The 15,995-nt window shown below is 53.7% G+C and carries 9 protein-coding genes; all 9 read right to left on the bottom strand.

Going from position 1 to position 15,995, the window contains the following annotated elements; all coding sequences use genetic code 11:
• Positions 1-51 precede the first annotated feature (51 nt).
• Positions 52-1,626, bottom strand: a complete 1,575-nt coding sequence (gene tssA / locus ACGF49_RS12470) for a type VI secretion system protein TssA (protein WP_387491194.1) — start codon at positions 1,624-1,626, stop codon at positions 52-54.
• Positions 1,611-4,997, bottom strand: a complete 3,387-nt coding sequence (locus tag ACGF49_RS12475) for an ImcF-related family protein (protein ID WP_387491197.1) — start codon at positions 4,995-4,997, stop codon at positions 1,611-1,613. The genes tssA and ACGF49_RS12475 overlap by 16 nt, the downstream gene beginning before the upstream one ends.
• On the bottom strand, positions 4,994-6,121 hold the full coding sequence (locus ACGF49_RS12480) for a hypothetical protein (protein ID WP_113043427.1): 1,128 nt from the start codon (positions 6,119-6,121) through the stop codon (positions 4,994-4,996). Before ACGF49_RS12480 ends, ACGF49_RS12475 begins: the two co-directional genes overlap by 4 nt.
• Entirely contained in the window at positions 6,118-6,390 is a 273-nt protein-coding gene (locus ACGF49_RS12485) for a PAAR domain-containing protein (RefSeq protein ID WP_113043428.1), read from the bottom strand. The genes ACGF49_RS12480 and ACGF49_RS12485 overlap by 4 nt, the downstream gene beginning before the upstream one ends.
• Positions 6,391-6,884: 494 nt before the next feature.
• Positions 6,885-7,955 carry a T6SS immunity protein Tli4 family protein gene (locus ACGF49_RS12490; protein WP_113043430.1) on the bottom strand — a complete coding sequence of 357 codons (1,071 nt, stop codon included), beginning with the start codon at positions 7,953-7,955 and terminating at the stop codon, positions 6,885-6,887.
• Positions 7,956-8,076: 121 nt separating this feature from the next.
• Positions 8,077-9,165, bottom strand: coding sequence for a T6SS immunity protein Tli4 family protein (locus tag ACGF49_RS12495; protein WP_113043431.1), 1,089 nt, complete (start codon positions 9,163-9,165; stop codon positions 8,077-8,079).
• Positions 9,158-10,777, bottom strand: a complete 1,620-nt coding sequence (locus tag ACGF49_RS12500) for a triacylglycerol lipase (RefSeq protein ID WP_113043432.1) — start codon at positions 10,775-10,777, stop codon at positions 9,158-9,160. The genes ACGF49_RS12495 and ACGF49_RS12500 overlap by 8 nt, the downstream gene beginning before the upstream one ends.
• A gap of 2 nt (positions 10,778-10,779) precedes the next feature.
• Positions 10,780-13,308 (bottom strand): type VI secretion system Vgr family protein, encoded by a 2,529-nt coding sequence (locus ACGF49_RS12505; RefSeq protein ID WP_387491202.1) that lies wholly within the window; start codon positions 13,306-13,308, stop codon positions 10,780-10,782.
• Entirely contained in the window at positions 13,305-15,974 is a 2,670-nt protein-coding gene (tssH, locus tag ACGF49_RS12510; protein WP_387491205.1) for a type VI secretion system ATPase TssH, read from the bottom strand. Before tssH ends, ACGF49_RS12505 begins: the two co-directional genes overlap by 4 nt.
• Positions 15,975-15,995: the final 21 nt, after the last annotated feature.

The raw sequence follows: 15,995 nt of genomic DNA on the forward strand, positions 1-15,995 counted from the left end.
GGTAAAACGGGTCGAACCGGGATAAGAGTGTCATACCGTATTCCAGGGCCATCAGCCACACAACACCGCCGCCCTGACCGGATCAATCGCCACCAATCCGGCCAGCAATGTCTCCCTGCGTTGGGCCGTCAGCGCCTTATCCTGTTCACTGCGTTGGGCTTTCATCCGCAGCAACTTAAGTTGCCGGGCTTTCACCTCAAACATCAGCGCCGGTTCCCACTCACTCAGAGCCAACGGCTCGCCGGCGTCCAGCTCCGCAAGCAGATGCAACGCCATCTCATTTTTGCCGTACTGTTCCGCCACCCGCGCCATCAACAAGCGCTGGAGCCAGCGGGGACGCCCCCCCACGATCCCCGGTAATTGCCCCAGCCAGCGCAACGCCGCCTCAATACCTTCACTGTCCGCCAATTGTAACGCCTCCGCTTCCCGCGCCAGGAGGTCATGCTCACCCGGTGCCGGCGGGGCGTCCGGTAACCCGTGGTCCTGGGCCGCCATCACGTCCCGCGCTATCCACTGACCGGTCACCTCATCGGCAAACGGTGTCCCGTCGTTATAGGCCAAATTCTCCAGCCCCGGCAGACGATCAAGCAGGATGTTCAGATCCTGTTTCACAATATCCGCCCAACTTTCATCAGGATGGCCCAATTGGCTTAATGCCTGACAGAGATACCACTGTAAATCGAGCCAAAAGTGGTTAACCCCTGCCGCGAACATCCGGTCGGCCTGCGCCAACAACTCACGCCAACTTTGTTGCCGGTAGAGCCGTTTCAGCCGCGCCCGGTATTCCGTACGAGGCGGCGCCAAACGGGTCAGTCCGGCGGTATCCTGCGGCGGTAACTGATGAACGGTATCCCAGCGCAGACTTTTCATCAGGCGATGACTGGATAACCACCCTTGCGGTTGATCACGCAGATAACGCGCCAGTTCACGCGCCTGTTCCAGCAAATCACGCCCGGACTGCACGGGCCGTACGCCGGGTGACGGCCCGTCACCGTTCGCCGACGCAGTTTGTGCGATAGTTTGCGGCACCACGGCGTCAACCCCGCCCGATTGGGCCAGACGGGTTTCCAGGGGGCCCGCCAGCCCGGCGAGGGTGGGACGAGCCGCCGCGTCCCAGCCGGCAAACACGTGTTCCAGTAACGCCAGCGCGGCCAGCACGCGTTCAAAATCGGCGCGATTCACTTCCGGGTAGCGGGATAAACTGGCCTGAACTTTGCCCCCGGTCAGCCACACCAGCGCCGCCTGACGGCGGCCTGCCCGATGGGGTAGCAAGGTTTCGCCAAAACGGTCCGCCAGCGCGGCTAACAACGTCAGCCCCTCAGCCAGGCCGTTTTCACCCTCCTGATGCAGACGCGCCCAGACGTAATAGGTCGCCACGCGAACATCTTTGCAGCAGGTCGTCAGCAGTTTTTCCGCCAATTGACAGATAAGGGCCGTATCAATGCCACTGAGTTTATTGACCTCCTCACGCATGCGCTGAAAATCATCGTGATGCGCCGGATCCTCCCCGGTCGGCGCCTCCGCGCTAATGGGCAACAACCACGTCGTCCACCGTTCGGTCTGCTCTCGGGCGAGGGCCAACACATCACGCTCACCCAGACAGGTTGTTATCAATCGTTGCAACATGAGTCCTCCGTCAGGTCATCGTCATCGACCGGTGAGATGACCGGGTTATCACCCGGTGTCGTGTCAAAAATCTCTTTCGGCAGGGTAAATCCCCGCAGTTTCAGCAACGCCAGCGGCCCGCTGCCCATTTCCGTGCGTAATATCCAGGTCACCGGTAAACCGTCCGGCATAGTGAAGGTCAGCCGGTAACGGCTTTCATCCCACTTTTCTGCTTTCGCCCGCGCCAGCCAGCGAATGAGCCCCCAGGTTCCCGGATAATCACCGAACAGCCGCGCCCCGGCATTGACACTGGTCCAGGTCAGCATCACCCCCGGTTTATACGTCTCTCCCGGCCAGCGAAAACGCTGCCAGCTTTCCATCTGGTTGAAGTAACGCAATTTCTGCCCGTCTATCGTCAGGTCGGTTTCCACCACATCCCGCGCCGCGCGCGCCCGCAGTTCAAACCGCAGTCCCTGACTGCCGTCCGCAAACAGCACATCCGATAACTGACTGAGCTGATTCACCGCTTGCAGGAAACGCGGGTTAACCTGCAACCCCTGACCGTTCACGTTATCCGGCACCCAACGGTTACCCGCTTTATGCAGCACCCCGCCTAACTGGCGCGTCAAAAACTGCTCAATGCGCCCGGTGTCCGGGCGGATAAACTGCCCCAGCATCGGCAATGAAATGTCACTTTGCCCACCGGCAAACGGGTAGCGACCGGCAAAGGCGGTATTCCAGTTAGCCACGATGGCTGTCTGCCACTGTTCATTTAAACTTGCCGCTGCCGGTTTCAGTATTCCCTGCCATGCCTGATTTAACGGCTGTACGAACATCGTCTGACCGAAACCGCGCCATTGGTCACCCAAACCGGCCGCCAGCAGATTGCCGTAACCCTGGGTCTCCGTCAGGTCGGTGCTTTTGCCCTGAAACACCGTCTGCGCCAGCCTCCCCGCCCTCTCTGAGGGGTCGTCACTGGTGTTTATCTGTTGCAGTTTCAGCCGCACCTGAGTAACCCGGGTCAGGAAGGTTTGCAGGTTGAGGTTGCTGTCCGCCGTTATGACATCCGATGCCTTATTTTTCCCCATCAGCGCCAGTAACGGACCGAAAGTGCTGTCCATCGGTCCGTTCACGTCGCCAGCCTGTTGGTTAATCACCGGCACCGCCGTTTTATTCAGCAACGTCTTCGCGGATTTCACCCATACCTCCGATAACGCCGGCCCCTGCTGGCCGGTCTGCCCCTGATACGCCACGGTGTTCATCAACGCTATCAGCGGGGACTGACGCCCGTCCGCCATCAGGGTTAACTGGTCTGTCACCCCGGCCAGATTACGCGCTTTGTTCCAGCGCAGGCTGTTGAGAAAATCCTGCCAGGCCCCGGCAAAATCGGTAAAGTAACGCGCGGTCAGGCGGGCTTTCAGCGCTGCCGGTGAGACGGCGGCCGGGACGGCCTGACGGTTATCACTCAATACCCAGTCAATCGCTTCCTTGCGTGAAGCCACCGCGTTATCAATCGCTTTCTGTATCTGCCCTTCCCACGCCTGACGGGTAAACATCCCCGGCACCACGCGCGAGGTGGTAAACAACCGTTCCGCCTCGGTGTCGCCGGTCATTTGCCTTAAGGTCAGGTCGGCATAATCCGGCGCCACCGAGTGCAGCATCTGCTGGTAGAGCGTGGCTTCCGCATTGTGCCGCCCCATCTGCTCCAGCAATATCCGGCGCGCCTGACTGACCAACGCCGTGTCCGGCTGAATCCGCCATTCCGGATGGGCGGGCAGATTCTCCGCATAAAAAGCCCACAAATCCGGGGCCGCGCTCAACCACACGCCGGGGGCAATACCGGCCCGGGCCGGCTCGTTTTCACGGAGGACGCGGGTTAAAAACGCGGCCTCCGCTCTCGGTGGGGAGGCCATCATCAAATAGGCTTTAAGCTGGTCGTGAGCAGATTTTGCCCGGCGGGCCCGTTGCGGACTGCCCGGGGGCAGATTCACCAGGGCGCTCAGTTTTTGATGCAGTATCGCCGCCGCCTTATCCCGTATCAGCCGGTTATTCATCTGGGTGTAATACGGCAACACCGCCGTCAAGAGCGGCTGATTTTGACTCAAACCGAAACGCTGATACCAGGGCGCCCCATGTTCGACCCGATACTGTAACCGGCCCAGTTCATTACGCAGCGCCTTAAACGCCATCAACTGGGCGTCGGACGCCTCAGGACGGGCTTGCAAATCGGTCACCGCCGCGTTGACCGCCGCTATCTGGTCGCGGTTGGTCAAAAAAGAAAGCACGCTGCCCGCGCCCCACAATAAGGCCAGGGCCATCAGGCCGTGATAAACGTTGCGCTTCTGGCGCCATCCGACCCGTCTGCCGTGCCGGTGCCGACTGTCAGCTAATACCCCCTGCCAGGCGGCATCGGGCAGCCAGCTTTGCGGTCCTGCGTCCGGGGTCGCCGCCAGCGGCAGACTGAACATCAGGCCGCGCAGCGACACGACCTGAGCGTATTCCGCCAGCCACGGCGTCAACACCTTGCGCCAGTGGGCAATGCCTGTTTTCTCCAGCGTGGAGGCCAGCCGATACAAAAAATCATGGGCATTCTCGGCCAGCACCTGTTGCATGCCCTGCTGGCGCATCGGGTCAATCAACTGGCGCAGCTGGGTCTCCACCATCTCGGGGGTACAGCGTTCAGGCAAAAAGCACCCCACCGCCTGAGTCACCCGTCCTGCCTGTGACCAGAGACTGTGACACACCTGCCACAAATAGACGGGCGCTTGCCAGTGCAACTGTTGAGCCTGTTTCTGCAACATCCGCAGGGCCTTATCCATCCAGACCGGCTGCGCGCTTTGTTGTTCAGTCAGCGCCCAGACGATACCGTTGAGCGGACGGAAACGGCGCAAGCGACGCAGGGCCGCCAGTTGCGCGGCATCGGGTTCAGTGTGTAAACTGCCGCCCCACAACAAGAGCGTGCGATGGCCCTCCAGCCAGTGTTGCGTGGTCAGCCCCGGCGCGATGGCTTCCACCTGTTCAGGTTCGCCCACCAACAACAAGATACGGACCTTATACCACCAGAACATCCCGTAACGACGGTGCAAGCGATCGCCTAAATCACTGAGTATTGGCGCAGACTGGCTGAGGCGAATTTCAGCTTGTGCAGCCTCTGGCCGTAATGGTTGTTGCGCTTTATTCTGCCGTATATACTCCCATGCCGTGCTCCCCAATAAGCCTATCAATATGGCTGGGAAAAGCGTGGCATAGGCATACCACGCAAGGTTTAGTAACCCGTTGTCCTCAAGCACTGCCTGATTTAAATAAATCAGCAGAAAAAATATTCCGGCAAGACTCAGCGTAATTACAATATATCCCCGAAGGCCATAGTGATGATGATGACTCGCATTCATGGATGTAACTCCTTCGTCATTAAATAAAGTACAGCGTTACCCTCGGGTAATTGATTGATAATGATATGATCGCTATTTGTCAGGCCAGTGGCCTCGGTCAGCATGGCTGAGGTCAGAAACACAGACAACGGCCCCGGTGGACCAAAAGTATGGTCGATTAAATGAACAGGATTTTCCGGGACAAAATGGAATGGACTATCACGGCCCTCCATCATCAGTTCAGTCAGCACGTTTTGAGAAATCCCCGTCACCCAGAGGTGCTGCATACTGCTTTTGGCAATGCGGTTATACTCAAATAACATTCTGAAATCTTTCTTTATTTCCCCGGGTAACGATGGCAGCGCCCTTCCCATACCCGCCAGAACGTTTAACTTTTTCTGGGCGGCAAATGCCGTTGAGGAAAGTAACTGAGCAGACAAAAATTCGCTGTATGCTTCTTTACCTCCTTTGGCAGGCCAGCACTGGCAGGCGATAACCATTGTCAACCCCTCAAAAGCCGCCTTATCGTACAATGACGTGATTACCTCCCTGCTCTCTATTTGAGTGGGAACCAAACCCCACTGTTGTTGCACACACTCTTGATGATGAGACAAATCCATTGAAGGGACGTCAGCAAGATAAATGGTGCTCAAAAGCGAGCGATATCCGGGACACTGTTGCTCAAACTTATCATCAACTTTCGCCAATAACTGCCGGATATCCGTTGATGGCACAGACAGCGCCCGTCCGGCATCGGGAAAAGCCGGAATATCTTTCGGTTTACCCAACAAGGGGGCTATGCCCTGCGGTTCTGGTGTCAGAATAAAGTTGCCGACCACCGCCAATTGCTTTCTGCTCCATTGCTGCCACTGGAAACGGGTTTCGGCACTGGCGGCTTCCCAGGCTTGCGCCGCAGTACAAAATCGCTCATAGCGGTTTAGTACCGCACCGAATAACAGCATCCAGCCGAAAAAGGCCGGTAAGCTGCCATACAGTACGACCTGCAATAAATCGGGGGGTTCTCTCAGCGCAAGTGCCATACCTGTTCCTACCGCCAGCATCAGCAATAAAATCATCCCCCACACCCCATAACGCACCGGCGCCACGACACGAAGCCGGGGGATCTCTGGAATAGGCCAACTCATGACGACGACTCAACCTGGTGATGAGGCATTGAACTCAATACTCGACATCCACACTGGCAGCGACAATAATGCACCACTACAGCGCGGCCATTTTCCTGAACGGTATTATCCCCCTCAATAATGGGATTAATACCGTGCCCGTCTAACGGACAATTAATGAGATCACCCACCAAAGCGGCCTGTTTACCGTCGAAATACATTGTTGAAGAAGCGGTAATCACTTTTCCACCTCGATCGGTGGCATCACCTAAACAAACAATACCAGACATTGTGATATCCTCTATTGATTATCGAAATAACCCTAAATAAACCATCAGATATCAGGAGATAATATTTCATCCCGATATATCTCATTATTGACTTTAATCTTAAGGGCCCCATACCTTTAAAAACTGAATTAAAAGATAAATAAGCGGCCCACTCAATAACACCACTACAGGGATTAAGAACAGTAGGACTTTGTATTTCTTTCGCTTAATGCATTGAATCGTCCGATAAATGACATAACCATCAATAATCATGATGACCGGCCAGGCATAATAGAAAACAAGAAAAACACAGACTAATACCACATCCCAAAAATCAAATTTAACCCACCATGAATGCATTATTAAAAAAACCGACCTCTCACAGAAAGAATACCCCCGTCGCCAATAAAATCGGCAAACTCTTTTTTATCCAATTTTCACCACCTGTGCTATTTGATAATCGCTCGCAGGATAAACCCGAAAGCAATGTTATTATTAGTCGAATCCGCCGAAAATTAAAAAGCATCCGGCCTGACTCTGAGGGTCTGGCTAATCGCATCCCAGAACGCCACTATTTCATTCTGGCTATAAGCTGTCGGAGTCTCTTCATCATTGACCACCGTCAAATCAAAGACCGGTGTTTTCTTTCCGCCGGTTTTCTCATTTGCCAGTAACGTAAACTGATAACGCGGATCATCACTATCCGGCTGTAATCCCACCGCCAATAATTCCTCGGTATCCAGCCCATTAATTTTTCGCGCGCCTTTACGAAAAATATCACCCCGGTACAGAAATGCTTTAATTTGGCCGATACGCTCCAGCATACTGTCTTTTTCACGGATATAGTTATTCGTTTGTATTCTCACATTCAAATAATTATCCGGGCCAGTTTTATATAATGTGCCGATATCTTCTTTATCCCTTTGATTATCTGTAATAAACGCATTGGAAATACAGCTTCCCGAAGTAGTCGGAATTTCCGTCTCTTCACGCCCCCGTACACGGGATAATAAATCCCTCAGTTCAGCCAGTTTCTCAGGTACTGTATTGGTATAAACTCTAGGAGCAATTTGTCGATCCTTGTCATAGCGTGCAGCGGAGCCATTTTTCGCTTCCATTTCTACTTTAATCGCCACTCCATTGCTATATAGATGGGCTTCTAATACCCGGACGACATCCGGTACACTTTGATTCTCCATACGTTCAAAAATAATCCCTTTCATCCCTTCGGGGACAGAGTAAATATTTTTTAAATAGGGCATATCAACGGGATATGACGTCTTCATCTGCCGTAATGCTTCTTCCCGTAATTGAATACGCTGTTCAAAGGCAGGTAAATAGATCCGTTGAGTTTCTACCCAATAATCGTTCACCCGGGAAGCATTCACCGTATCATGATAGTTTTCCGGTAAATCAACTAAATATCGACCGATACAACGGGTTTGCATATTTGCTAACATTTCCGTTGTCACTTTCTTTTCCTTTTCAGTTAAAACAGGATGATAAGGATCAGGTAAATACCATCGCCATAAGGCATAAATAGCCACACCAGCCAACAAAATAAGTAAGATATTTCTTTTATTCAATTTTTACCGCCCAGATAATCTTGATGATTTAACCTAAAGTACGTATCGGTATTTTCTTATCCTTTCCCACCCTGATTTTTAACCTTTATATCCCTATAAAGGATTTAATTTAAAACACATATTATCGGAGATTGAAAGCGCCGGGTCTGACTCTGAGGGTCTGGCTAATCGCATCCCAGAACGCCACTATTTCATTCTGGCTATAGGCTGTCGGTGTCTCTTCATCATTGACTATCGCCAAATTAAATACCGGTGTCCTTCTGCCCCCAGTTTTTTCATTGACCCGTAATGTAAACAGATAACGAGGATTATCATTGTTCGGTTGACGGCCCGACAGTAATAGCTCTTCGGTATCCTGCCCATTTATTTTCCGTATCCCTTTGCGCAAAACCTTCCCACGGGACAGCATTGCTTCAATTACGCCAAGGCGTTCCAGCATACTGTCTTTTTCACGGATAAAATTATTAGTACTCATTCTAACATTCAGGTAATTATCCGGGTTCGCTTTATACAATAAGCCTATATCTTCTTTATCCTTTTTATTATCGGCAATAAATGCATGAGGAATACAGTTTCCGGCGGTAGTGGGTATTTCCGTCTCTTTACGTCCCTGTATCCGGGATAATAAGTCTTTCAACTCTGCCAGTTTCGTTGGCACAGTATTGGTATAAACAGTCGGTTCAGTCTGCCTATCCTTGTCATAACGTGCCGCTGAACCATCCTTTGCTTTCATTTCCACTTTTATTGCCACGCCATTGCTATACAAATGGGCTTCCAATACCCGAACTACATCCGGTACACTTTGGTCCTCCATACGCTCGAAAATAATCCCCTGCATCCCCTGAGGTAAGCGGTAAATATTCTTTAGATAGGGCATATCAACGGGATATGACGTCTTCATCTGCCGTAACGCGTCTTCCCGTAATTGAATACGCTGTTCAAAGGCAGGCGGATAGAGCAGACGGGTTTCTACCCGATTATCGTTCACCCTAGCCGCCTCCACGGTATTGTTGTAGTTGGCTGGCAAATCAACCAGATACCGACCAATACAACGGGTTTGTAAGTTTGCTAATAATTTATCCACAGCTAATTGTTCCTTCTGATTTAACACAGTATGTGGGGGATAGGGCTGCAACCAGTGCCACCCCCCGTAAAACACCAGCGCAAGCAGGCTGGCAATTGCAATAACCAGTACTTTTTTTCTATTCATCAGGATAGGCCAGAGATGTTTGTTTAACAGATTGCGCTATTTTGATAATCGCTCGCAGGGTAAACCAACGGGTATCTTTGGTGTTATCCGTTTTATAAGCGCCTTCATGATCAACTTCTACGCCCAGTAACGAACACAAGCCACTGGCGGCAAACTTACCGCTTTCAACCGGCACAGTGCCATCGCCGGGCTGTTGCGGGTCTGCAATAGCAAAAGCTTTTAGATGACTATGATCATTGGGTTTGTTTGGTTCAGTGGAATACCCCACCATACGCGTCCCTGCAAGATGATTATTATACGGGTCGTATACCGGGCTATTAAATGCCAGCCCGGGGTCATCTCCCCGGTTAACCTGAGTACGCACTACCCAACGCACTACGCCATAAGAGCGGTATTTCATACTGTTACCATAAAAAGCATAGGTATTGTTGTGGTAACGGCCATTTAACCCTTCGATAAAAGGCCGGACTTTTGTCGATAACGTATCATGATATTTATCCCAGTCTGCCTGCATTATCGCCGGGTTTTGTTTCTCATTAGTCGGGTTAATCAGACGCTCTTCGCATAACCCCCACCATTTATCACGCTGCAAATAGATTTCTTTATAAGGATCACGTTTCGGTAAGGTATAGAGTGTCCTACCATCTTTAATTTGCAACCATCCGGTGCCATATCTCAGACCGGGCAATAACTGGAGTGGTCCCGGTGATTGCGCCATCACTGGAGTGAGCTGGGCACCATCTTTACCAATCACCAGCCCAACAATGCCATTTTCACCTGCTTTCATCCGTTTATAAGCCATTGGCGAGCCATAGGTTGGCATTACTCCGTGGACAATACCCAGAATGTCGTTGCGTTTCCCCAGTACTTCTGAACAGTGACGAGCGACCAATCCCCCCATTGAATGGGTCACCAAAATCACTTTCTCACAGGGCTGACCACGCTGTTTATAATCTTTCACAATTTTACCAATATAGTCAGCCAGATTTTTTGCCGACTCTACATTAGACTGAAGCCAGTTATACCCCATCGCATGGACTGGAAACTGATATTGATAACTCAACTTAATCTCATTTAACGAGAGCTTTTCTTCCCCCATCTCAGCCTGTAGATCCATCAACTCCAGTTGCTGTCGCAGTGTCTGCTTCCCCGTCTTATTCAACCGGTTGTGCAATAACTCATCCTGATCATCCAACGCCGCCTGAAGCCAGGACAGAAATTCACCGTAACTCATATAAGCTACCTGCCCCCAGCCCCGCTCTTTCCGTGAGGGAAATTTAGGGCCCTCTTTATCGTTATCATCCACCCTTCCCCGTGAATCAACTTCTGTATTCTCTGGGTCAAGCAACTTTTTTCGCGTCTCTGCGCCGTGTATCATCCACTCCCACAGGCTTCCAAGGCCATCGACATTCCAGACTGAATCACCATTTTCTGCTTGTAAGTTACTCCCCATCACCCCGGGCAAAAAAATCACCGGAATAACCCGGTTTGGCACCTTATAACAAATCGCTGTCAGGTTCTTTTCACTGGGCGCATTAACTAACGGGTAATACAGACTGCCATGCTCGTCATAAACAGGCTGAACAACAATTTTTTCTGATGAATCGGACATCATTACTCCTTACCTTCTTTTAAATAGAACTTCATTGCTTCCACCCCTAATTGCTGCTGTTTGGTCACCTTACCATCCGAGTCGGTTGTCGAAGGTTGCTGACTATTGTCCTGATTGTGTAAAAGGCTGCTTTGATAGTTCACCGGTGAATCATCAAAAGGCCAGAGCACCTGCGGTGTTATAGAAAAATCCGTTGTCTCACGTTGGGAAGCCATCTGATTAAAACTCTGCCCACCAAATTTTTGCCACACCGCCGCCCGCTGGATAATGTTATTGGGTGCTCCACTTTCCACTTGCCCGTTGCTAATACGGATATATCCCCCGCCACAGGCCAGCAAAATCTCCTCTTTGGCACTGATGATCACTTTGCCTTCATGACTGCTCACCGTGATGTCTTTCAACGCCTCCAGTCCCATCGCATCACCCTGCGCCTGAATATCTATCCGCCCTCGGCGGGCAAACAGTTTGATCCCCAGCTTTTCGGCAAACAGGCTGATAATCCCACCGGCAGCCACCGTGAATTTTTTCAGCACACTGAAATCGGTATTTTTCCCACTGGTGGCGATAATATTTTCCCCTGCGGAAAGCTGGAGATTTTTCGCCGTCGTCTGAGCAATACCCTCGGGTGCGGAAAGTAACAGCGCTGATTTTCTCAGTTCCGTCAACGTGTCACTCAATAACGCCTTCTGTTGCTGCAAATCCGCTAATTCAGCTTTGGCGGTTTCTGCCGCACCCCGTAATGCTTCGGTTAACGCCTGCGCCTGTTGTAACTGACTGATTGCCGCCTGCATTGCCAACACCGGCCCCTGGGCTTTGGGTTGCCCGTCTGTACTGATAAACAACCCTTTCCCGGCCCGGATCGCGCCCCAGTCATCGGTACGCAGCTCAAAGCCCTCACCCCGTTTCTCCGGGTGCGGTTGCTGGCTGTCCACCAGATGCCCCAGGTTGAGCTGGCTCTTACCGCCGTATTCAGTACTCAGTTTGATGTGTTCCCGACCGCGCTCGTCGTCCATCCGTAATTTGTTATTCGACGGGGTACGCAGGACGTTGCGTTTGTAGTTGCCCAGGGTGACGTGATCGGGGTGTTTCGAGTCATGCAGCGCATGAGCGATATAGGGCCGATCCGGGTCGCCCCCTTCAAACGCGATCGCCACTTCGGTACCTGCCAGTAACGGCCAGTGAAAACCGTAGGTGTCACCCGCATAGGGGCGAGCCAGACGCACCCACAGGCTTTCTCCCCCCAGCGGCCAGTCTGCCCGGTCAAAGTCAAACGCCACCCGGTACAACCCGTCTTTATCAATATCCCCGTACGGATCGTTCACGACCGTGCTGCTCACCCGGGCCGGCAAGGTGCCCGCTATCCGGGGTTTCGGGATCAATTCAGGCCGGAAACAGATGTTTTCCGCGTAGGGGATCGCCGTGAACGCCATTTCAAAACTGCGATCCCGGCGCGCGCTGCTGCGAATAGCGGTGATCACCGCCCCTTGACGGAACGCTGCCGGGGCCTCCCCCCTGACTTTCAACTCCTGGCCCGGCAACAGCGTCGCGGAAGTGGTTAACCCCCGCAGTTGAGTCTGCCGATTCAGGTAGCGCTCATGGCGCAGCCGGGAGTAGAACACCCCGCTTTCCACTTCCGGATCCAGCTCGTAACGGTTGCCCAGCACCCGGTAGTTATCCCGATAATGGTACGCTTCGCCGTACAGGGTCTCATCGCCCCGCGTCACATCCACCTCGGTATCCATACCGTACTGCGGCAGCGCGTCACGGTAATTATAATCGCGGGTCACCACTTTCCCTTCCACCACCTGATGCGCGGTTTCCATCCCCCACACCGCGTCCACCTCCCCGCCGTGCATCCCTGACGGAGGGTGGGCCGGCATACAGACATTCAACTGGTAGTAACGCTGATCGTCGTAAAACTCCACCACCTCAATTTTCAGCCGGTCGTCCGCGGTCAGTTTGTACCAGATCCCCACTTCCGCCAGCAGACGTTGCACAAAACGCAAGTCATCTTCGTCGTATTGCATCACCTGCTCCCGCTTCGGGTAGGTGTACGCCAGGGTGAATAAGAAATCCTGGCCGCGAAAACCGTGACGTTCACGCAGGATTTTTTCCACGATTTCCGGCACCGACATCTGCTGATAAATCGCGGTCTGGTGGCTTCTCGACAACAGGGCCAACCGCGGCTCCAGGGTCACGGCGTAATGGCTTTCATCCCGCGAGGTGGACAGCAGCTTAAATTCGCTGATCACGCCGTATAGCGTACGCAAGGGCGCCGGGGGCACGATTGGCATGCCCCGCCTCCCCGGATTAATCGCGGGCGACGTCAGGGTAAACGCGGCGTCCCGCATCAGCATCCGCGCCGGCTCGATATCCTTCACCGGGCTGGTGAATTCAATGGCGTAACGAAAAGGCCGGCTTAAGGCTTCCTGCCCGCTAAAAGCCACCACATCCAGCGGCGCGGTATTTTTCCACACGTTCAGTACGTAGCGGCTGTGATCAAAGATGATCGCCGGGGTAGCGTTGTTCATGACGCGCGCTCCGTTGGCTCTGTTTCAGTGAATGTCAGGGTGATCTCGCCGGTTTCATCGGCGCCCAATATCACCCCGCCCGGTTTATCGTGATGGGCCAGATGTTCCAGCAGCGCCTGCGATAACCCCGGCAAAATTTGTTGGTTGAGCAGGCTGTCGATATTACGGGCGCCGCTGTCCGGCAGCAGGCAGGCGCTGACCAGCGTGTCACGGAGGGCGCTTTCCACCTGACAGCTCAGGCCATAATGGGTATGGAGTCGCCGGGTCACCTGCCCCAGTTTGACGTCCACAATACGCCTGAGGGCCTCAGCCGGTAACGGGCGGTAAATCACCGTTTGAAAGCGGGCCAACAGGGCAGGCTGGAAGTGATCCCGCAGCACAGGATACAACCGCTCATGCAGCGCGGCATTCGGGGCGTCAGGTTGTTGCGCCAGTAGCGCCATCAAGTGATCACTGCCCAGATTCGACGTCATCAATATCACGGTCTGACGAAAGTCGATCTCGCGCCCTTCGCCATCACGCATAAAACCGCGATCAAATACCTGATAGAACAAATTCAGCACGTCGCGATGGGCTTTTTCCACTTCATCCAACAGCACCACGCTGTAAGGACGTTGACGGACCGCTTCTGTCAGTATCCCGCCCTGACCGTATCCGACATAACCCGGCGGGGCCCCTTTCAACTGGGAAACCGTATGCGGCTCCTGATATTCCGACAGGTTGAGGGTGATCAGTGAACGTTCCCCGCCAAACAGGCTATCCGCCAAGGCCCGCGCGGTTTCAGTTTTCCCTACCCCACTTGGCCCAACCAACAAGAAAACCCCCAGTGGACCGTGTTCCGGCGTCAGACCGGTTTTGGCCGCCCGTAAACGTTGGGCAATGTCCCACAGCGCCGTCTCCTGACCGATCACCCGCTCGCCCACATGCTGTTCCAAATGCAGCAGGCCGGTTTGCTCGTCTTTCAATACGCTGCTTAACGGGATGCCCGTCCAGTCGGCAATCACTGTTGCCACGGTACGCGCATCCACATCCGGCGATAGCAAGGGCTGCCCCTGTTGCAGGGTTGCCAGTCGCTGTTGTAACGCGGCCAGTTCATCCTGCCGGCGGCTGTCCTGTCGGATCGCCAGTAACTGTTGCGTGAGCTGTTTTTCCTGTTGATACTGTTCATTCCGCTGTTGCTGTTGCCGACCCAGTTCATTGCGCAGCACAGCAATCTGCGCCAGACGGTCAGCGTGATGAGCCTGCCCCAACGTCATATCTTCCCGTATCGCCTGTTGCTCCATCTCAAGCGCGGTCAATTGGGTCTGGAGTTGCGTCAACGCCGCCGGTACGGTGTCCAAACTCATCCGCGCCCGCGCGCCGGCGGTATCGAGCAGATCCACCGCTTTATCCGGGAGCTGACGCCCAGCCAGGTAACGACGGGAGAGTGTCACCGCCGCCTGTACCGCACTATCAAGAATATGGACACCGTGGTGGCGGGCATAACGCGCTTTCAGCCCGCGCAACATCAGGCAAGCGGTTTCATCATCCGGCTCGTCAACGTTAATCCGCTGGAAACGGCGCTCCAGCGCCGCATCCTGTTCAAAATAGCGTTTGTACTCCGACCAGGTGGTCGCCGCGATAGTCCGCAATTCCCCCCGCGCCAACGCGGGTTTCAGTAAGTTAGCGGCGTCTGCGCCGCCCGCCTGATTACCGGCGCCAATCAAGGTGTGGGCTTCATCAATAAACAGTAAGATGGGGGTGGACGATTGCCGGACAGCTTCAATCACGTTTTTCAGCCGTTGCTCAAATTCGCCTTTCACCCCGGCGCCCGCCTGCAACAGGCCCAGATCCAGCGCCCGGATACTGACCGTTTTCAAGCTAGCCGGGACATCGCCTTCGGCAATCCGCAGCGCCAGTCCTTCCACCAACGCGGTTTTCCCCACGCCCGGCTCGCCCACCAGGATCGGGTTGTTTTTACGCCGGCGCGATAAGATGTCGATCATCTGGCGAATGTCATTATCACGGCCAAAGACCGGATCAATGCCGCCTTCAGCGGCGCGGGCGGTGATATCCAGCGTGAATTTATCCAATACGCTTTGCAAAGCCGGGGATAACACGTGAGGCTTGGGCATGGGGTTATCTGCGGCGGTCTCCGCCAGGTCGACAGCCGATCCTGCCTCAGTCAAACGCGTCGTGACCTGCTTCTCCGGGCACTCGTCTGAGTGGCGATCCAACAGCGGGCGCAAGCGTTGCAGTTGTGTCACGCTCAAGCTCAGTAACGGCCAGGCATCATGCGCCTGCAACCAGTCCGGCTGACCGCGCAATGCCTGCAAAAGATGCGCCGAGCGAATAAATTCATTGCCCGCGTCCTGAGAAGCCACTTCCCAGGCGACCTGTAATAAATGCCACAAACGGTCTGACAACCGTGGGCGTTGATGATTGATGTTGTATGGCAGGCGATCCAGCGCAGCCAGGAGTGTCTGCCACAACGTATTCATATCCCACTGATAATGCCGGGCAATGACGGTAATATCGCCTTCCCCCATTTCAAGCAGCTTGAGCAACCAGTGTTCTACGGTAATTTCACTTTGTGCCCGTGTCCGGCAAAGTACAGCCGCTGCATCCAGCGCCTGTACGCAATAGGGATTTAACCGGCGAAGTAAAATGGCTGACGGATTTTCCATGACAGTTTTCTCCATCCTGTT

Source organism: Photorhabdus sp. RM96S (genome assembly GCF_042879335.1).
GTDB classification, from domain to species: Bacteria; Pseudomonadota; Gammaproteobacteria; order Enterobacterales; family Enterobacteriaceae; genus Photorhabdus; species Photorhabdus kayaii.